Below are 17,135 nucleotides of genomic sequence, written 5' to 3' on the forward strand. Positions count from 1 at the left end.
CATAAGCCGAAGAGAGGCTTCGGGCATAGAGCGCGGAAACGCCGTGAGGGACCCTCTCCCGGCGTCCGGCGCCAGGAGGGGGTCCCTCACGGGGAAGTGCGAGCTACGGGGCGATCAGGAACGGCAGGCCGTTGGGCGAGCCGAGTCCGGTCACGTTGTCGTAGCCGCCGGTGGTGTGGATCGTCAGGTTCGGATAGTCGAACGTGCGGGCACTGACCACCAGGCCCTTCGAGTCGTCCACCGAGTTCGCGTAGTCGACGCGCTCCACCGCTCCGTCCACATGCGACACATCGGTGATCGCGGCCGAACGGTAGGACGCGTAGGCCATCGGGTTGATGAACCCGTGGTGGAAGTGCGCCAGGCTGTCCGACACGGCCACGATCCCGGCGAGCACCGGCGACGACAGGCTCGTGCCGCCGATGCGGTACTGGCTGTAGTACACGCCGTCGGGGAAGGTCTGCGTCTGCCCGATCAGAAAGCCCGTGTTCGGGTCGCCGACCGCCGAGATGTCCGGCACCACGCGGCCCTTGGCCTTGCCGTGCTGGTTCTGGGTCGACAGCTGGTCGGGCACCACGCCACGCTGGTAGAAGGGCTGGTCGAAGATCGTCGACGTGCCGCCACCGGAACCGGAGGTGTACGCGCCGGGCGCGGCCGGGGTGTAGGTGCCACCGGAGAGCGTGCTCTTGCCCGTCTCCCAGCCGGTTTCGAAGATCTTCTTGCCGTCCTGGCCCACCGCGAGGCTGGTGCCGCCGACCGCGGTGACCCAGGTGCCCGTGGCGGGGAAGTCCGCCGACGGGGTGCCGAGGCGCGCGGCCTCGTCACCGTTGTCACCCGAGGAGAAGTAGACGCCGATGCCCTCCATCGCCGCCTGCACCTCGATCTGGTTCCAGGTGCGCACCTCCGAGGCCGGGATGTCCTCGCCCGCGTCGCCGTAGGAGTTGGAGATGATGTCCGCCTTGTGCCCGGCGACGATCCAGTTCAGCGCCTCGTCCAGCGACGCGTCCTGGCAGTCCGAGCTGCCGACGTAGAGGATGCCGGCGCCCGGCGCCATCGCGTGTACGGCCTCGACGTCGAGCGTCTGCTCGCCGTACCAGCCCGCCGCGTCACACTGGTCCGCGGGTTCCTGCGCCGGATTGGCCGGGAAGACCTTCTCCGAGAACTGGGACTGGCGCAGCGGGTTGCCCGGGTCGTTGCGCTTGGCGTACTCGGCCGCGTCGGCGTACAGCGTCGGCGAGGCGAAAGCGTCCACAATGGCCACCGTCGTGCCGCTGCCGTTGGCGCCGGTCTGGTCGATGCCGTAGGCGGAACGCAGTTGCGCGGGGGTGTAGCCACACGGCGCGTACGGCAGGTTCTTGCCCGCGTAGGCCGGGTCCGTGGTGTCGACCTTCTCGCCGTAGTAGCTGCTGCACGGCGGCGCGTTGCGGAAACCGGCCGGCGGCGGCACGTCGGCCGGGGTGCCCTGGGTGTGATCCGGCGTCAGCAGCTGCGTGGCCTGGTCCACCCCGACGACGCCGAGGACCGAGCTCGCCAGCCCGGCGGGCACCGACAGCTCCTTGTCCGCGGCACGCAGGATGCGACCGTCCACTTTATATCCGGCCAGTGCGATACCGAACGCCTTCTCGACCTGGTCGGCGGTGCCGGTGGCCTCGACGTAGGCCTTGTTCGACGGCATGTCGCCGATCGCGAACCCGCTGCCGGAGAGCCAGTTCCGCACGGAGGTGACCGTGTCGTCGGTCGCGGCGAAGCGGTCGCGTACCTGGTCCGGGGTGAGGTACTGGCGATAGGTCTTGCTCGCCGGGTCGCTCACCGCCTGCGCGGCGGATTCAGCGCCTGCCTGGTCACGCATGGCCAGGTAGACCCGGAAGCTGAGTTTCGACGACGGTGCAGTGTCGGTGACCTTCGTCTGCGGCGTGGCCCATCGAGGATGGGACGCCGGGATCACGGCGCGCCCCTGCGCCGTGGCGATGCCCGGCACCGCGGCGCTCACCCCGCCCACGACGGCGAGCGAAACGAACAGGCTCAAAGCTCTTCGCACTGGGGACTTCCCCCTTCTTGAGTTATGCGGAACTGCGCAGTGAGATTAGAGCCGAAAACGGCTCAGGGGAAGAAAATCCTCGACAGATACTGAAAAGTCTGATTTCCGCACATCGTAGGGAAAGGGACAAATCAGGCCAAAGGCAGAATTCCCTGGTCAGTGACCACCGCGGTGATCAAATCCGCGGGTGTGACGTCGAACGCGGGGTTGAACACCGCGGCGTCGTCGGGTGCCACGCGGCGGCCGCCGAACTCGGTCACTTCCGCCGCGGACCGCTCCTCGATGACGATGTGCTCGCCGCCGGGCAGTGTCCTATCCACAGTGGACTCCGGTGCGACGACGAAGAACGGCAGCCCGTGCCGTGCCGCCGCGAGTGCGAGCGGATAGGTGCCGATCTTGTTGGCCACGTCACCGTTCGCCGCGATGCGGTCCGCGCCGACCACGACGCAGTCGATCAGACCACGTGCCATCGCGGTCGCGGCCGCGGAGTCGGGCAGTACCCGGTAGGGCACCCCGGCCTGCGCCAGCTCCCAGGCGGTGAGCCGCGCACCCTGCAACAGCGGCCGCGTCTCGTCGGCGAAGACGTACTCGACGTGCCCGGCGGTGTGCAGGTGCCACACCACGCCGAGCGCGGTACCCCAGCCGACCGTGGCCAGCCTGCCCGCGTTGCAGTGGGTCAGCAGGCGCAGCGGGCGGCGGGCGCAGCGGTCCAGGATCGCCTCGGCGGCGCGCGCCGACGCCTGCCGGTTGGCGGTCTCGTCCTCGTCCAGCACCGCCTTCGCCTCGACGAGTACCGCCTGCCCGCCCTCGGGGAGCTTCGCGAGCGCCCGCCGCACGCCCCAGCTCAGGTTCACGGCGGTCGGCCGGGCCTCGGCGAGCCGTTTGGCGTCGGCCTCGACCGCGGCGTGGTCGGCGCCGTGCCGCAGCGCCGACATCGCCGTGCCGAGCGCGCCTGCGGCACCGAGTGCGGGCGCCCCTCGCACGGCGAGGCGGCGGATCGCGTCGATCAGCTCGTCGACCGTGCGCAGGCGCAGCGTCGAGAAGGCCCCGGGCAGCGCGCACTGGTCGATGATCACGACGGCGTCTTCGTCCCAGTCGATCGTCCTGCGCACGGGACTTACTGTAGTAGTGGAGGTCGAGCATCGGCGTGACCTGCCTCGGCTTCCCCGGTCAGCTCGTCGAACTGGATGTCACGGCCGCTCTGGCTTAGCGTGAACAAGCCGTCCACGGAGGTGCGTCCATGAAGACCAAGTACATCCTCGACGAAGCCGACATGCCGACCCGCTGGTACAACATCATCCCCGATCTGCCGGCGCCGCCACCGCCGCCGCTGCATCCCGGCACCGGGCAGCCGGTCGGACCCGACGACCTCGCCCCGCTGTTCCCGCAGGCGCTCATCGCGCAGGAGGTCAGCGGTGAGCGCTATATCGACATTCCCGAAGAGGTGCTCGACGTCTACCGGCTCTGGCGCCCGTCACCGCTGTACCGGGCGCACCGGCTGGAGAAGGCGCTGGGCACCCCGGCGCGGATCTACTACAAGTACGAGGGCGTCAGCCCGGTCGGCTCGCACAAGCCGAACACCGCCGTGCCGCAGGCGTTCTACAACGCCGCCGAGGGCGTGCAGAGGCTGACCACGGAGACCGGTGCCGGGCAGTGGGGCAGCGCGCTCGCGTTCGCCTGCGCGACGTTCGGGCTCGAATGCGAGGTGTGGCAGGTCCGCGCCTCCTACGACCAGAAGCCCTACCGCAAGATCATGATGGAGACGTTCGGCGCGACCGTGCACCCGAGCCCGTCGGAGGAGACCGAGTCGGGCCGCAAGATACTGGCCGCCGACCCCGGTTCGACCGGCAGCCTCGGCATCGCGATCAGCGAGGCGGTGGAGAAGGCCGCTGGCGACCCGGAGGCCCGCTACGCGCTGGGCAGCGTGCTCAACCACGTGCTGATGCACCAGACCATCATCGGCGAGGAGGCGCTCAAGCAGTTCGAGCTGGCCGGCGACACGCCCGACGTGCTGGTCGGCTGCACCGGCGGCGGCTCCAACTTCGGCGGCCTTGCCTTCCCGTTCCTGCGGGAGAAGCTGGCCGGGCGCATGTCCCCGGAGATCCGGGCCGTTGAACCGGCGGCGTGCCCGTCGCTGACCCGCGGCCGCTACGCCTACGACTTCGGTGACACCGCCGGGCTCACCCCGCTGCTGAAGATGCACACCCTCGGCCACGACTTCATTCCCGACCCGATCCACGCGGGCGGCCTTCGTTACCACGGGATGGCGCCGCTGCTGTCGCACATCTACGAGCTGGGGCTGATCGACGCGCTCGCGATCGGGCAGCAGGAATGCTTCGCGGCCGGGATCCAGTTCGCGCGCACCGAGGGCATCATCCCGGCGCCGGAGCCCACCCACGCACTCGCCGCGTGCGTCCGGGAAGCGTTGCGGTGCAAGGAAACCGGGGAGGAGAAGGCGATTCTGACCGCGCTGTGCGGGCACGCGCACCTCGACCTTCCCGCCTACGCCGCCTACCTGGCGGGTCAGATGACGGACAACGAACTGGCCGAAGAGACACTGGCGGAAGCGCTCGCCACCGTGCCGCAGACCGGCTGATGTCGTGAACGACCAGCACGCGTCGCTGACCTACACCTCCTACCTCGCGCTCGACGAGGTGCTCGGCGCGCAGCGGCCACGGTCGGGCGAGCACGACGAGATGCTGTTCATCGTCGTGCACCAGGTGTACGAGCTGTGGTTCAAACAACTGTTGCACGAGCTGGGTTTCCTGCGGCAGCGGCTCGCGGAGGGCGACACCGCGCATGCGATCCGCACGCTGCGCCGCATCCTGACGATCCTCAAGGTGGTGGTCGCGCAGATCGACGTGCTGGAGACGATGACGCCGAGCCAGTTCACCACTTTCCGCACCCGGCTGGAGGCGGCGAGCGGTTTCGAGTCGGCCCAGTTCCGGGAGCTGGAGGCGGTGCTGGGGCGGCGGGACGAGAGTGCCGTCGAGCACTACCCGCTGGGCAGTCCGGCCCGGGACCGCATCGCCGCCGCGATGGCGGCACCTTCGCTGTTCGAGTCCTTTGTGGACTACCTGCACGGGCAGGGGTACGACACCGACGGTGAGACGCGGGACCTGCTGCTGACGGTGTACCGCGACGACGCCGGGCCGGCGGTCGTCGCGGAACACCTCGTCGACCTCGACGAGGGCATGCAGGAATGGCGGTACCGGCACGTCAAGATGGTCGAGCGCACGATCGGCGACAAGTCGGGAACGGGCGGCTCCTCGGGCGCGGAGTACCTGCGTTCGACCCTGTTCCGGCCGGTCTTTCCCGACCTATGGGCGGTCCGCGCCCGGCTTTAGCAGCGCGCGGACCGCGGCGGGATCCTCGACGTGGGCGTTGTGGCCGAGGCCGGGCAGGATCACCGGATCGGCCACGAACTCGCGCAGGTGCTCCGCCGGGCACATCGGGTCGCGCTCGCCCGCGGCGAGCGTGACCGGGGCGCGGGCCGCGGCGAGCAACCCGGCCATATCGGGCGGGCCGACGGCGAACGCCGCCTGGTCCAGCGCGAGCCGCCAGCCCTGCTCGGTCTCGACCACGCCCGCGGCCACGTCGTCCGGCGACCACAGCCCCTGTAGCCCGGAGACCTTGAGCCACCGCTCGACCGCCTCCTCGCGAGTGGCGAACGTCCTCGGCGGGCGCGATGCGCTCGCGCGCGCCTTGGCCAGGTCGTCGGCGGACCAGCGGACCTTGACGCCCAGGCCGTACACCGCCTCGACCGGGGCGCGGAACCAGCCGCTGGCAAGGGTCAGCGCGAGTGCGCCGCCGAGTGAATGTCCCAGCACCGCCACCGGCCGGTCCTCGGGCACCAGTTCGGCCAGTTCCGCGGCGACCCGGCCGAGCGAGTACCGGCCCACGGTCTCGGAGCGGCCGTGTCCGGGCAGGTCAGGCGCGATCCAGGCGGCGTCGAGCCCGTCGGTGAAGCCGCGCCACACCTCACCGGTCGCTCCCAGCCCGTGCAGCAGGAGCACGGTCCGCTCGCCGTCACCACCTCGTCGTGCGTGCATGGCGGAAATCTTGTCACGGGTTCGTGCCCGGCCTTAAGTTTTCCGTAGGCCGCTTTCCGGGAACGACCTTCCCGTGGGCTCGACACAACCGAACACGGCACGGGCGTCACAAGCGGCCTGCCGCGGACAGACAGGGAGTCTCACCGTGACCGACGGTGTATTCGGCCGCGAAAGCGGCCATGAACAGGTCGTCTACTGCCAGGATCCGGCCACCGGCCTGAAGGCGATCATCGCCATCTACTCCACCGCGCTGGGCCCCGCGCTCGGCGGCACGCGGTTCTACCCCTACCGCCGCGAAAGCGACGCGCTGGAGGACGTGCTCGCCCTGTCCAAGGGCATGGCCTACAAGAACGCGCTCGCCGGGCTCGACCTCGGCGGCGGCAAGGCCGTCATCATCGGCGATCCCGCCACGGTCAAGACCGAAGGCCTGTTGCGCGCCTACGGCCGCTTCGTGCGGTCGCTGGGCGGCCGCTACATCACCGCCTGCGACGTGGGCACCTACGTGGCCGACATGGACGTCGTGGCGCGCGAGACCACGTTCGTCACCGGCCGGTCGGCCGACGACGGCGGGGCGGGCGACTCGTCGGTGCTCACCGCGTTCGGCGTCTTCCAGGGCATCCGCGCGTGTGCCGAACACCGCTGGGGGAGCACCGACCTGACCGGCAGGCGGGTGGGTGTGCAGGGCGTGGGGAAGGTCGGGCACTACCTCGTCGGGCATCTCGTGAAAGCCGGGGCGGAGGTCGTCATCTCCGACGTCTCGCGCACCGCGATCGAGCGCGTGCGGGCCACGCATCCCCAGGTCGAGGTGTCGGATTCGCTCGTGGACGACCGGCTCGACGTCTACGCGCCCTGCGCGCTGGGCGGGGCGCTCAACGACGAAACGGTGCCGAGGCTGCGTACGGAGATCGTCTGCGGCGCGGCGAACAACCAGCTGGCGCACGCCGGCATCGACAAGGTGCTGGCCGACCGCGACATCCTCTACGCGCCGGACTACCTCGTCAACGCGGGCGGCGTGATCCAGGTGAGCGACGAGCTGCACGGTTTCGACTTCGACCGCGCCAAGCGGAAGGCGACCGGCATTTTCGAAACGACCAAGGCGGTGTTCGCGCTGGCGGCGGCTGAGGGGGTGCCTCCGGCGACCGCGGCCGACCGGCTGGCCGAGCGCCGGATCTCCGAGATCGGCCGACTGCGCACCATCCTGACCCCGTGAACGCCGTGAGGTGCCCCGCAGAGCGCTCTGCGGGGCACCTCACGGTGGTTCAGCCCGACTTGCGGCGGAAGGTGCGCTTGTTCGCGGCGGGGCCGTGCGCGTGCTGGTTCTTGCCGCTGCCGTTCTCGTGCTGCGAGCCGGCGCGGGCGTGGGCCTGCTTGCGCTCGAGCGCCTCACGGAACTTGCGTTTCAGATCGTCCTCGGGATCGCCGGACGCGGGCGAGGTTTCGGACATTTCGAACCTCCATGGTCTGCAAGGCCCAGCCTTGCATGGAGGTGTCCACCTTGGCGAGCCAATTCACCTGGCCCGTATGACGCTCGGTTGAGGTTCGCCACACCCAGTACCGACTGGCTGCGCCTTGTTGGCTCCTCGACAGTTAGGGTTACCGCCATGCCGAACTCTGCCGCAGTGCCGGGCAGACCGCGTTCTCGTGACGCGGCTGGACTACCGGCGGTGACCCCGGAGCGCATCGTGGCCGCGGCGTTGGAGCTGACGGCCCGGCACGGGCTGGACAGCTGGACGCTGCGACAGCTGGCGGGCGCCGTGGACGCCTATCCCGCGGTCATCTACCACCACGTCGGCGACCGCGAGGCGGTGGTCAGCGCCGTGGTCGACCGGGTGATCGGAATGTACCCGCTGCCGCCCGAGCACCTGCCCTGGCGTGAGTGGTTCCGCAGCCTGTTCGGCGAGTTGCGTCTGGTGCTGACCCAGTATCCCGGCGTCGCGAGGCGTCTCGCGGTCAACGGGCCCAACGTCAACGCCGCCACGCCCACCATCGACCGCGGGATGCGGATCCTGCTGAACGCGGGTTTCGGCCACGAAGCCGCCGCCGTCTACCGGTTCCTGTCGGCGGTCGCGTGCCAGTACATCTCGCTCGAGGACGAGCGAAGCAGGCAGACCGACCTGATCGCCCGCAACAGCGAAGCCTGGAGCCGCAGCCGCGACGACGCCGAATGGCCGGGGCTGGCCGCCATGAGCGCCTCGATCCACGAGGTGACCAGCGACCCGGCCCGCGCGGAGAACTACTTCAAGGACGAGTTCGACTACGCCATCGAGCGCTGCCTTGACGGCGTGGAAAGGCGCCTGGAAAGCCTGCGGTAGAGGGAAGACCACACCTCTCGGTGACCCCGTCGTCAACGGGAGATTCCTGCGGTCACCGAGTCATCCCGGAGCCTGCCCGCCGGCGAGGCATCTTTTGGGGGAGGTGTGGGTTGTTGGCTTTGCTTCGCTTGCCGGGCCGGTTCGAGCCGCGGTGGTGCCGCCGCCCGCCTTACGGGCCGCAGGTGATCTTCGGCTGTGGGTTGTAGTGCACGGTCCTGGTGTCGCGCCTGACCTCGGCGCCCGTGCCGGCATCGCGCAGGATGCGGGTGTCGGTGGTGGTGAAGCCGGGGGCACCGTTGGACGGGTGGCAGTTGTCCGCCGGGCCCGGCTTGGTCTGCGGGTCCACGAAGTTGGTCCGCTGGCCAGGAACCGACTCCACGTTGTACCGCTTGGTTCCCCAGAGTTTCACCGTGATCGACGACGGCGTCCAGATGGTCTGGATCGCCACGCCGGTGGGTGCGTCGTTGGTGAACTTCAGGTCGATGACGCTCGCACCGTTGGGGCTCTCGAAAACCGTGGCCTCGCGGGCGGCCGGGTAGCGGCTGATGTAGTAGCTGTGCTCCTTGTGCCCGGCATCCTTCATCCCGGCGAAGTACGAGGCGTTGTACAGCGTCGTGGCGAACTGGGAGATGCCGCCGCCCACCTCGCGCGCCGGAGCGCCGTTCTCGATCACGCCCGCCTCGACGTAGCCCTGCGCGGCGCCACGGGGGCCGGTGAAACCGTTGAGCGAGAACGTCTCTCCCGGCTTCACGATCGCGCCGTTCACCTTCTCGGCGACGGCGCGGATGTTCACGCCCGAGTCCGAGGCGAAACCGCCCGTGGTGAACTCGCCGATCACCTCGTTGATGCCCAGCGCCTTCGCCTGGTCGGTGGTCACCTTCGCCGGGGTGTTCACGTACTTCGCGACGATCTCCCGCCCGTCGGCGCGCTGGAGCAGCTCCGGCAACGGCTCCAGGGTCGGGTTCCAGTCGACGCCCTTGCCGTCCACCGACTCCGAGACGTTCGGCCGCCCGCCGTCGAAGACGATCTGCGCGTCCTTGCCCTGCTTTTCCGTCGACTTCAGCTGCGGGCCCGCCGCCTCGATGATCTTGTTGTTGTCCACCTTCATGGTCAGCGCGTCGCCCTCGGGCTCGAAACGCAGCGCGGTCGCGAGCGCCTCGGGGGCCACCGTCGCATCGGCGCCGTCACCGCGGATCTTCACCGGGGCGGACACCGCGGGCTCGGCAAGTTCGTGCAGCGCCTTCTGCACGTTCTCCGCCGAAACGGCCACCGGCGTCGCCTGCACCGGCAGCTCCACCGGCTGCCCGGAGGCCCAGTTCGTGACGATCTCGTTCGCCGCGTTCTCCACGTCGAGGTGCTGACCCGGCTTGGGATCCACCGCGACCGGCTTGACGCCCTCGAAGCGGATCGTGCCCTCGACCGGGTCGCGATCGGTCTGGTCACGCAGGTTCGCCAGCGTGTTCACCAGCTGCGGCCGGTCGGCCCGGGTGACCACGCCGACCTCGCGCGTGGAGAAGAACGAACCGATGCGGGTGAACGGGTTCAGCGGCTGCGAGCCTGCTTGGTCCAAAGTGGACGCCCAGTCGAGAGTGAGCCCGGCGCGGGCGGGGTCGACCGTGGCCTGGACGTCGCCCGCCCGCACCGCGACCGGCTTGACCAGCCTCGGCTCGATCTCGGTGCGCAGCTTCTGCTCGGCCTCCGACCGCTGCAGCCCGCCGACCTCGACACCGGCGACCGTCACCCCGCGCGGCACGTTGCCCTGGCTGACCAGCAGATCGATCGCGTAAAGCGCGGCCAGCACGCCGAGCACGGAACCGGCCACGATCCCGGCCCGTTTCAGTCCCTTGCGGTCACGGGACGGCTTGACCGGCGGGATCACCTCGGTGACCGCGGCGAAGACCTCCGTCTTCTCGTCGTCGGCGGTGGGCCACGAGGGCTCCTGCTGCACGGCTCAACCCTCCTGCTCGGGGCAACACTAATCCGGACAACCGGGATGAAGGTTACGGGCGAGCCGAGTGGGAACTGATCCCGGGTGGTAGACCTGGGGAATGCGGCTGCTCATCATCGCCGACACGCACCTGCCCAAACGGGCCCGTGCCCTGCCGGAGGAGGTGTGGCGTGCGGCCGAAGCCGCCGACCTCGTGGTGCACGCGGGCGACTGGGTGAACGTCGCGCTGCTGGACGAGCTGGAAGCGCGGGCGCGCAGGCTGATCGGGGTGTACGGCAACAACGACGGCCCCGAACTGCGCGCGCGGCTGCCCGAGGTCGCGCACGCCGATGTGGACGGGCTGCGGCTGTCCGTGGTGCACGAGACCGGTCCGGCCAAGGGCCGCGAGAAGCGCTGCGCGGCCGCGTTCCCGGACACCGACGTGCTCGTCTTCGGCCACAGCCACATCCCGTGGGACAGCACAGCCGAGGGCGGCCTTCGGCTGCTGAACCCGGGTTCGCCGACCGACCGCCGCCGCCAGCCCGAATGCACCTACCTCACCGCGGACGTCGAGGGCGGCGCGCTGACCGGCGTGCGGCTGCACGGCCTGCCGCGTCGCTAGGCATTGACGACCCGGAAGACCATTCCGGCGTCCACGAGCCGCGCGAGCAGCGCGTCCCCCATCGCGGCGGCCGTGGTGACCTGGCCCGACGTCTTCGGCAGCTCGTCGAAGACCAGGCACATCGCCGACTCGGCGAGCATCTTCGCGGTCTCGTCGTAGCCGGGATCGCCGCCGGCCACCTCGGTCTCCACGTGGCGGCCGCCCGCGTCGCCGCTGAACCGCACCTTGAACCACGAGTTCGCGCGCCGTTCCTCGCTCGGCCCGTTGCCGGGTTTCTGCAGGTTCGACAGGGCCTTCCTGGTCGGCGGCAGCTGCGCGAGCGCGACCACCGCGGCCAGCCCGATGGCCGTCGCGGCGATCGTGGGCAGGCGGCGGAACGAGGCGAAGTGGCTGTACCGGAAGTCGGGACCGTAATCGGGCAGCAGCGCGGCCGAGCGGGCCACGATCTGCGGGTCGATGGTGGTCATCGGCACCAGCCACCGCCCGCTGCCCGCGTCACGGTGCGGCTTCCCGAGCACCGCGCGCACCCGCCTGCCCGCCGGGCGTTCCTCGGCCTTGGCGCGTGCCCGCGCGGCCCGATACATCGGAACCAGCCGCGAGGCCGCGGTCAGCGCCGAGGCGTAGGTGCCGCCGGAGAAGAAGGCGTTGCTGCGCACCTTGCCGGTGATCGAGACCGGCACGTCCTTCGGCAGGTGCTTGAGCGTGTAGAAGACGCCGAGGTCGTAGGGGACCGAGTCGAACCCGGCGGCGTGGATCAGGCGCGCCCCCGTCTCCTTGGCGCGGGCGTGGTGGCGCAGGTAGGTCTGGTCGAAGAACTCGGGCTCGCCGCAGAGGTCCAGGTAGTCGGTACCGGCCTCGGCGCACGCGGCCACGAGTGGTTCGCCGTAGAGGGCGTACGGGCCGACCGTGGTGATCACCACTTTGGCCGACTCGGCCACCTCACGCAGTGACGCCGGGTCGTTGACGTCGGCGATCAGCAGCGGCAGGTCCGCGCACGCCGGGTTGATCCCGGCGAGCCGGTCGCGTACCGCCTCGAGTTTCTGTTTGTTGCGCCCGGCCAGTGCCCACCGGCAGCCCGCGGGGGTACGCCTTGCGATGTACTCCGCGGTCAGCTCGCCGGTGAACCCGGTCGCACCGAACAGGACGATGTCGTAGCGACGCTGCTCCATACCGGCAGTATGTCATGCGAAGCTTTGTGGTCATGGAGTACTTCGAGGACTACGTGCCCGGCTCGACGCATGAGTTCGGCACGGTCAAGGTGACCGAGGCCGACATCATCGAGTTCGCGGCCAAGTACGACCCGCAGCCCTTCCACGTCGACCCGGCGGCGGCCGCGACCGGCCCGTTCGGCGGGCTGATCGCCAGCGGGTGGCACACGGTGAGCCTGATGATGCGGCTGCTGGTCGAGAACTACCTGTCCCCGGTGGCCAGCCTCGGCAGCCCCGGCATCGACGAACTGCGCTGGAGCAAGCCGGTCCGGCCCGGCGACGAACTGAGCGCGCGGGTCACCGTGGTCGAGGCACGCGAGTCGAAGTCCAAACCGGACCGCGGGCTCGTCCGCAGCAGGATCGAGGTGCTCAACTCCGCCGGCGACGTGGTGTGCGGCATGACCGCGCTGAACTTCCTGCTCCGCAGGCCGTGACCTGGACGATCACGCCGGGCCCGGTCGGTCCGGCCCGCCGCGCGCGGGCAGGGCCGACCATTGGTTCGAAAAGCAGGTGTAGTGGGGAGTGAACATGGGTACTACCTCCGCGGAAGCACGTCGCGGAGGAGATCAAGATGGCGGACACGTCACGGCTGCCCACGCCCGTCGCGGAGACGTGGGAGTGGCAGCGGCACGGTAATTGCCGGAACCTCGACAGCGCGGTCTTCTTCCATCCCGACGGGGAAAGGGGCTTCGCACGCGCCGACCGGGTCGCGCGCGCCAAGCGGATCTGCATGTCCTGCCCCGTGATCGTGGAGTGCCGTCACCACGCGCTCACCGCCGAGGAGCCGTTCGGCGTCTGGGGTGGTCTGGACGAGACCGAGCGTCGAGCCGCGATCGTGCGGCGCAAGCAGCTCATGGAGTCCGACTCCGGGGGGAAGGAGAAGGAGTGCGTTTCGGCTACACGCTGATGACCGAGCAGGCCGGGCCGAAGGAACTGGTCCGGCATGCGAGCGCGGCCGAGCAGGCGGGGTTCGAGTTCGAGGTTTCCAGCGACCACTACTTCCCGTGGCTGGACGAACAGGGACACGCGCCCTACGCGTGGAGCGTGCTGGGCGCGGTCAGCCAGGTCACCGAACGGGTGGAACTGCTGAGCTTCGTGACCTGTCCGCTGATGCGGTACCACCCCGCGGTGGTCGCGCAGAAGGCCGCCACCGTCTCCCTGCTGTCCGACAACCGCTTCATCCTCGGGCTCGGCGCGGGCGAGAACCTCAACGAGCACGTGATCGGCCAGGGCTGGCCCTCGGCCAACGTACGGCACGAGATGCTCAGCGAGGCCGTGGAGATCATCGGGGAGCTGTTCGACGGGGGTTACGTCAACTTCAGCGGCAAGCACTACCGCGTCGATTCGGCGAAGGTCTGGGACCTGCCGCAGCGGCGCACGCCGGTCGCCGTCGCGGTGTCGGGCAAGCAGTCGGTCGAGCGGTTCGCGCCGGTCGCGGACGCGATGATCACCACCGAGCCGAAGCCGGAGCTGGTGCGCTGGTGGGACGAGGAACGCACGCAGGTCAGGGAGGACTCGACGCGTAAGTTCGCGCAGCTGCCGGTGTGCTTCGACCCGGACCCCGCCGCGGCGCGGAAGCGGGCGCACGAGCAGTTCCGCTGGTTCTCGGGCGGGTGGAAGGTCAACGCCGAACTGCCCGGTACGGCCGCGTTCGCGGGCGCGACCCAGTACGTGACCGAGGAGGACGTCGCGGCCTCGATCCCGTGCGGGCCGGACGCCGAGCCCATCGTGGAGGCGATCAAGCCGTTCGCCGACGCGGGCTTCACCGATCTCGCGCTGGTCCAGATCGGCGGGCAGCACCAGGACGGCTTCTTCGAGTTCGCCTCCTCGGAGCTGTTGCCCGCGCTGCGCAAGGCGTACGGCTAACCGACCAGGTCGCCCTCGCGAGTGACCATCGCGCGCAGTTTCGTGAGTGCGCGGTGCTGCGTGACTCGCACGTTGCCGGGCGAGATGCCGAGCGCTTCGGCGGTCTCGCCGGCGGACAGGCCGACGACGAGCCGCAGCGTGAGAATTTCCTGCTGCAGCGGGGGAAGCGTGGCGATCAGCTTGGACAGCCGGGCGCCGAGGTCGCCGTCCAGAACGTGCTTCTCGGGCTCGTTGTCGGCAAGCGGGCGCTCCGGAAGCTCGGCCACCGGGTCCGAGCGGTCCCGTGACACGAGGCGGTAGGCGTCGGCGACCTTGTTCGACGCGATCGCGTGCACCAGATACAGGAAGGACCCGCCGCGGTCCTGGTAGTTGGGCAGCGCGTGCAACACCGCCAGGCACACCTCCTGCGCGACGTCGTCCGCGGACAGATAGGACAGGTCGCGGCCCCCGAGCCGGGCACGGCAGTACCGCACGGCCACCGGCGTGATCATCGCGATGAGTTTCGCGACCGCCGCGGGATCCCCCGTCGCGGCGTCGCGAACCGCGGGGTCCAGTTCCTCCTTCGTGAGGCGGGAGGAACTGCCGCGCGGGAAGTTCTGCGGAGTGGTGAAACCCGTGTCCGCGGTTTCGGCGGGCACGGCAACGGCAGGCGGGACACTGGTTCTCATAGTCGGCTCCCCAACGACAACGGCGACCCTACGACCGGTCGCCGTCGGGGTCCACGCTCAGTCACAAACGGTGAGCGGACACTCCCATTAGGTCCCTGCCGACCCGCTACCAGTGCGACTGAGCGTAATCGTAAGTGGTGGCCCCGCTTCAGTCCAGAATTCAACTAGAGATCAGGAAGAGATACCCCATTTGCAGCAATGTGCTGCTAAAAACGGTGCGAAGTGCCTGGTTAGCGAGCAGTTTTGCGTCAAATCGCGCAGAAGTGACACATTTCTGCGGGTTGTCGCGCTTGATGCTAACGAGTGGTGAAAACCCACCAACGAAGGACTACAAACCGTAAGATTCCGCCGAGCATGCTCGTCACCGCGAGTACGACGGCCTCCAGTGTGGCCGACGGGTCGGGCGAGAAGATCTGCAACGACAGCAGGACGAGTGAACCGTAGCTGGCGTAGAACGCGAAAGTGCCCGCCGACTGCAGGTGCAGCCGCAGCGCGGACGTGCGCATACCCGCGAACGTGACCCGGCGCTGGAACTCGGTGTTCAGTAGGGTCGTCACGGCGATGGCGACCACGTTGGCCACGACGGAACCGATCAGCAGGCGCGCGCCGAGAAAAATCAGCTCCTGCAGGCCGGTTGTGACCACGCCCGCGATGACGTACCAGACCGCGGGATGCGCCGCATCGGGCCGGTGTTCCGGCCGGCGCTCGATCCACTGCGTAGTGGTCATAGCTGAAACTTACCTGCCCTCAGCAATCTCTTGCACCATACAACTGAGTGACCTTGATCTCCGCGTTTGCGGTGCTTCCCGGCCGGGTAAGGCCACAGGCATGAGTGAGGCGCATGGTCATCCCATTCCTGACGCCGCCGAGAGCGATCCCGCGGCGCTGAGCAGCAGTGAGGACCTGGACGAGGACCGGCTCCGGGTCGACCCGCTGGAGGAGGGTGTCGAGCCGCCCGAGCACTACACGCACTCCGACCGCTTCGGCACCACCCCGAACGAGGAACACGACGGCGAGAGCCTCGCCGAGCGGCTCCGGGAGGAGCGGCCCGACGTCCAGCCCGAGGACGTGGCCGAGCGGCCGCGCACCGATGACGAGCTCGACGCGAGCATCGACGACGTCGGTAGTGGACCGGAGACGCTGGTCGACGAGGGTCCGGTCGCGGACGCCGGCGTCGAGGAGGGCCAGAACGCGGACAAAGCGGGCGGGTCCGTCGCCGAGACGATCCGCACCCCGCCGCGTGAACCGGAGTGATATGCGTCACTCCGGGTGTGACCAGGTCAAACACCCTTCGGCGGGCGTTCGATCAGACGTCACCCGGCGTGATCAAGCCGAGACCCCTACGGTCGGGGGTTACGAGCGCACGTAACCGAAGGGATGAAGACCAATGCTCGCGATGACCGATGCCGCCGCCGAGGCGATCAGCGCGCTGACCGCTCAGGAGGGCAAGCAGGAGACCGGTGGGCTGCGCTTCGCGGTGCAGGCCCAGCAGGAAGCGGGCGCGCAGCTTGCGTTGTCCGTGGCCGAGCAGCCGGAGGCCGGTGACCAGGTTCTGGGCACCGACGGTGGCGCCAGGGTATTCCTGGAGCCGCAGGCCGCTCAGTTCCTCGACGACAAGGTTCTCGACGTCCAGCAGGACGACCAGGGCCAGTTGAACTTCGCGGTGATGCCGCGTCCGGAGAACGAGCAGCCGGGGGCGGCCCCCACCGCCTGAGGCTTCCGGGCCGGGTCTCCCGCGCGGAGGCCCGGCCCGCACTCCGGTCAGAAATGGCCCAGCAGGTCGGGGAAGCGGGATAGGTGCAGCACCCGGTCATCGGCTGGGTCCAGTTCGTCGTGTTCGAGTGCCCACGTGTTCTCGTTGGGGATGAACACGGCGTTCATACCGGCCGCGCGGGCCGGGAGGATGTCGGACTTCGGCGAGTTGCCGATCATCCAGGCCCGGTCCGGGGTCAGCGTGTGCTCTTCCACAAGTCCCCGGTACACACCCGCGTGTTTCTCCCGGACGATGTGGATCCCGCGGAAGTGCTTGTCGAGCCCCGACGCGTCGATCTTGCGCTGCTGCTCGTCGAGGTCGCCCTTCGTGAGCAGGAACAGCTCGTGCCGCGTGCCGAGTTCGTCGAGGGTCTCGGCGACCCCGGGGATCAGCTCGACCTCGTAGTTGATCAGCGCGTGGGCGAGGCCGAGGATCTCCTCGCGCTCGTTGTCGGTCGCCGGGCGCTCGCGCAGTTTCTCGAAGCAGTCGTGAAGGCTGTGCAGGAACACCTTGCTGCCGTAGCCGTGCGCGGCCGAGTTGGCGCGCTCGATGTCGTCGAGCACCGCACGCAGCTCGGTCCGGTCCAGCGTCGGATGCGCGATCCAGTCGAGGAAGTCGTTCACCACGCGCTCGAAGATGACGTTGTTCTCCCACAAGGTGTCATCCGCGTCGAATATCAGAGTCTGGCGCAC

Annotated in this window: 19 protein-coding genes; 10 read left to right on the forward strand and 9 right to left on the reverse strand. The window is 69.3% G+C overall.

What is annotated here, in order from left to right; all coding sequences use genetic code 11:
- Window positions 1-103: 103 nt before the first annotated feature.
- Entirely contained in the window at window positions 104-2,035 is a 1,932-nt protein-coding gene (locus HFP15_RS14580) for a S53 family peptidase (protein ID WP_168515698.1), read from the reverse strand.
- A gap of 131 nt (window positions 2,036-2,166) precedes the next feature.
- The gene (gene mtnA / locus HFP15_RS14585) at window positions 2,167-3,147 is read right to left on the reverse strand and encodes an S-methyl-5-thioribose-1-phosphate isomerase (protein WP_168515699.1); all 981 of its coding nucleotides are present in this window, start codon (window positions 3,145-3,147) and stop codon (window positions 2,167-2,169) included.
- 128 nt (window positions 3,148-3,275) lie between these two features.
- Between mtnA and HFP15_RS14590 the strand changes: the two genes are divergently transcribed.
- Together HFP15_RS14590 and HFP15_RS14595 are read left to right on the forward strand one after the other, a co-directional pair.
- Window positions 3,276-4,631 carry a TrpB-like pyridoxal phosphate-dependent enzyme gene (locus tag HFP15_RS14590; protein WP_168515700.1) on the forward strand — a complete coding sequence of 452 codons (1,356 nt, stop codon included), beginning with the start codon at window positions 3,276-3,278 and terminating at the stop codon, window positions 4,629-4,631.
- Window positions 4,632-4,635: 4 nt separating this feature from the next.
- Window positions 4,636-5,382: a tryptophan 2,3-dioxygenase gene (locus HFP15_RS14595; protein WP_168515701.1), complete on the forward strand. Its 747-nt coding sequence runs from the start codon at window positions 4,636-4,638 to the stop codon at window positions 5,380-5,382.
- Here the strand turns inward: HFP15_RS14595 and HFP15_RS14600 are convergent.
- Entirely contained in the window at window positions 5,356-6,096 is a 741-nt protein-coding gene (locus HFP15_RS14600; RefSeq protein ID WP_168516026.1) for an alpha/beta fold hydrolase, read from the reverse strand. The genes HFP15_RS14595 and HFP15_RS14600 overlap by 27 nt on opposite strands.
- Before the next feature lie 136 nt (window positions 6,097-6,232).
- Here HFP15_RS14600 and HFP15_RS14605 point away from each other — a divergent pair, with 136 nt between their 5' ends.
- A complete protein-coding gene (locus HFP15_RS14605; RefSeq protein WP_168515702.1) occupies window positions 6,233-7,297 on the forward strand; it encodes a Glu/Leu/Phe/Val family dehydrogenase in 1,065 nt (354 codons plus the stop codon).
- Between the two features lie 49 nt (window positions 7,298-7,346).
- On the opposite strand, the gene HFP15_RS14610 is transcribed toward HFP15_RS14605, so the two are convergent.
- Window positions 7,347-7,532 carry a DUF5302 domain-containing protein gene (locus HFP15_RS14610; RefSeq protein WP_168515704.1) on the reverse strand — a complete coding sequence of 62 codons (186 nt, stop codon included), beginning with the start codon at window positions 7,530-7,532 and terminating at the stop codon, window positions 7,347-7,349.
- A 219-nt stretch (window positions 7,533-7,751) separates the two neighbouring features.
- Here HFP15_RS14610 and HFP15_RS14615 point away from each other — a divergent pair, with 219 nt between their 5' ends.
- Window positions 7,752-8,399: a TetR/AcrR family transcriptional regulator gene (locus HFP15_RS14615; RefSeq protein WP_446680244.1), complete on the forward strand. Its 648-nt coding sequence runs from the start codon at window positions 7,752-7,754 to the stop codon at window positions 8,397-8,399.
- Between the two features lie 169 nt (window positions 8,400-8,568).
- On the opposite strand, the gene HFP15_RS14620 is transcribed toward HFP15_RS14615, so the two are convergent.
- Window positions 8,569-10,347 carry a VanW family protein gene (locus HFP15_RS14620; RefSeq protein WP_168515707.1) on the reverse strand — a complete coding sequence of 593 codons (1,779 nt, stop codon included), beginning with the start codon at window positions 10,345-10,347 and terminating at the stop codon, window positions 8,569-8,571.
- A 100-nt stretch (window positions 10,348-10,447) separates the two neighbouring features.
- On the opposite strand from HFP15_RS14620, the gene HFP15_RS14625 reads away from it, so the two are divergent.
- The gene (locus tag HFP15_RS14625) at window positions 10,448-10,948 is read left to right on the forward strand and encodes a metallophosphoesterase family protein (RefSeq protein ID WP_168515708.1); all 501 of its coding nucleotides are present in this window, start codon (window positions 10,448-10,450) and stop codon (window positions 10,946-10,948) included.
- On the opposite strand, the gene HFP15_RS14630 is transcribed toward HFP15_RS14625, so the two are convergent.
- Window positions 10,945-12,117: a saccharopine dehydrogenase family protein gene (locus HFP15_RS14630; protein ID WP_168515709.1), complete on the reverse strand. Its 1,173-nt coding sequence runs from the start codon at window positions 12,115-12,117 to the stop codon at window positions 10,945-10,947. The two genes, HFP15_RS14625 and HFP15_RS14630, sit on opposite strands and share 4 nt — an antisense overlap.
- Before the next feature lie 14 nt (window positions 12,118-12,131).
- Between HFP15_RS14630 and HFP15_RS14635 the strand changes: the two genes are divergently transcribed.
- From HFP15_RS14635 to HFP15_RS14645, 3 genes are all read left to right on the forward strand, one after another.
- Complete coding sequence (locus HFP15_RS14635; protein WP_168515710.1) at window positions 12,132-12,590, forward strand: MaoC family dehydratase; 459 nt, start codon at window positions 12,132-12,134, stop codon at window positions 12,588-12,590.
- 137 nt (window positions 12,591-12,727) lie between these two features.
- On the forward strand, window positions 12,728-13,063 hold the full coding sequence (locus HFP15_RS14640) for a WhiB family transcriptional regulator (protein WP_168515711.1): 336 nt from the start codon (window positions 12,728-12,730) through the stop codon (window positions 13,061-13,063).
- Window positions 13,042-14,022, forward strand: a complete 981-nt coding sequence (locus tag HFP15_RS14645; protein WP_168515713.1) for a TIGR03557 family F420-dependent LLM class oxidoreductase — start codon at window positions 13,042-13,044, stop codon at window positions 14,020-14,022. Before HFP15_RS14640 ends, HFP15_RS14645 begins: the two co-directional genes overlap by 22 nt.
- Here the strand turns inward: HFP15_RS14645 and shbA are convergent.
- Window positions 14,019-14,690, reverse strand: a complete 672-nt coding sequence (shbA, locus tag HFP15_RS14650) for an RNA polymerase sigma factor ShbA (RefSeq protein ID WP_168515715.1) — start codon at window positions 14,688-14,690, stop codon at window positions 14,019-14,021. The two genes, HFP15_RS14645 and shbA, sit on opposite strands and share 4 nt — an antisense overlap.
- Window positions 14,691-14,986: 296 nt before the next feature.
- The gene (locus HFP15_RS14655; RefSeq protein ID WP_168515717.1) at window positions 14,987-15,418 is read right to left on the reverse strand and encodes a GtrA family protein; all 432 of its coding nucleotides are present in this window, start codon (window positions 15,416-15,418) and stop codon (window positions 14,987-14,989) included.
- A 100-nt stretch (window positions 15,419-15,518) separates the two neighbouring features.
- Between HFP15_RS14655 and HFP15_RS14660 the strand changes: the two genes are divergently transcribed.
- Both HFP15_RS14660 and HFP15_RS14665 read left to right on the forward strand, forming a co-directional pair.
- A complete protein-coding gene (locus tag HFP15_RS14660) occupies window positions 15,519-15,944 on the forward strand; it encodes a hypothetical protein (RefSeq protein WP_168515719.1) in 426 nt (141 codons plus the stop codon).
- A gap of 133 nt (window positions 15,945-16,077) precedes the next feature.
- The gene (locus HFP15_RS14665) at window positions 16,078-16,404 is read left to right on the forward strand and encodes a HesB/IscA family protein (RefSeq protein ID WP_168515721.1); all 327 of its coding nucleotides are present in this window, start codon (window positions 16,078-16,080) and stop codon (window positions 16,402-16,404) included.
- A 47-nt stretch (window positions 16,405-16,451) separates the two neighbouring features.
- Here HFP15_RS14665 and HFP15_RS14670 read toward each other — a convergent pair whose 3' ends face one another.
- Window positions 16,452-17,135 (reverse strand): HAD family hydrolase, encoded by a 684-nt coding sequence (locus HFP15_RS14670; protein WP_168515723.1) that lies wholly within the window; start codon window positions 17,133-17,135, stop codon window positions 16,452-16,454.

Origin of the sequence: Amycolatopsis acididurans (assembly GCF_012328925.1) — a bacterium.
Taxonomy (GTDB): Bacteria; Actinomycetota; Actinomycetes; order Mycobacteriales; family Pseudonocardiaceae; genus Amycolatopsis_E; species Amycolatopsis_E acididurans.

What these genes read in the sequence shown, in the direction of transcription:
- HFP15_RS14655 (WP_168515717.1), bottom strand. Translation starts at nt 15,418, where the DNA reads ATGACCACTACGCAGTGGATCGAGCGCCGGCCGGAACACCGGCCCGAT.
- shbA (WP_168515715.1), bottom strand. Translation starts at nt 14,690, where the DNA reads ATGAGAACCAGTGTCCCGCCTGCCGTTGCCGTGCCCGCCGAAACCGCG.
- HFP15_RS14660 (WP_168515719.1), top strand. Translation starts at nt 15,519, where the DNA reads ATGAGTGAGGCGCATGGTCATCCCATTCCTGACGCCGCCGAGAGCGAT.
- HFP15_RS14590 (WP_168515700.1), top strand. Translation starts at nt 3,276, where the DNA reads ATGAAGACCAAGTACATCCTCGACGAAGCCGACATGCCGACCCGCTGG.
- HFP15_RS14630 (WP_168515709.1), bottom strand. Translation starts at nt 12,117, where the DNA reads ATGGAGCAGCGTCGCTACGACATCGTCCTGTTCGGTGCGACCGGGTTC.
- HFP15_RS14635 (WP_168515710.1), top strand. Translation starts at nt 12,132, where the DNA reads ATGCGAAGCTTTGTGGTCATGGAGTACTTCGAGGACTACGTGCCCGGC.
- HFP15_RS14625 (WP_168515708.1), top strand. Translation starts at nt 10,448, where the DNA reads ATGCGGCTGCTCATCATCGCCGACACGCACCTGCCCAAACGGGCCCGT.
- HFP15_RS14610 (WP_168515704.1), bottom strand. Translation starts at nt 7,532, where the DNA reads ATGTCCGAAACCTCGCCCGCGTCCGGCGATCCCGAGGACGATCTGAAA.
- HFP15_RS14665 (WP_168515721.1), top strand. Translation starts at nt 16,078, where the DNA reads ATGCTCGCGATGACCGATGCCGCCGCCGAGGCGATCAGCGCGCTGACC.
- HFP15_RS14640 (WP_168515711.1), top strand. Translation starts at nt 12,728, where the DNA reads ATGGCGGACACGTCACGGCTGCCCACGCCCGTCGCGGAGACGTGGGAG.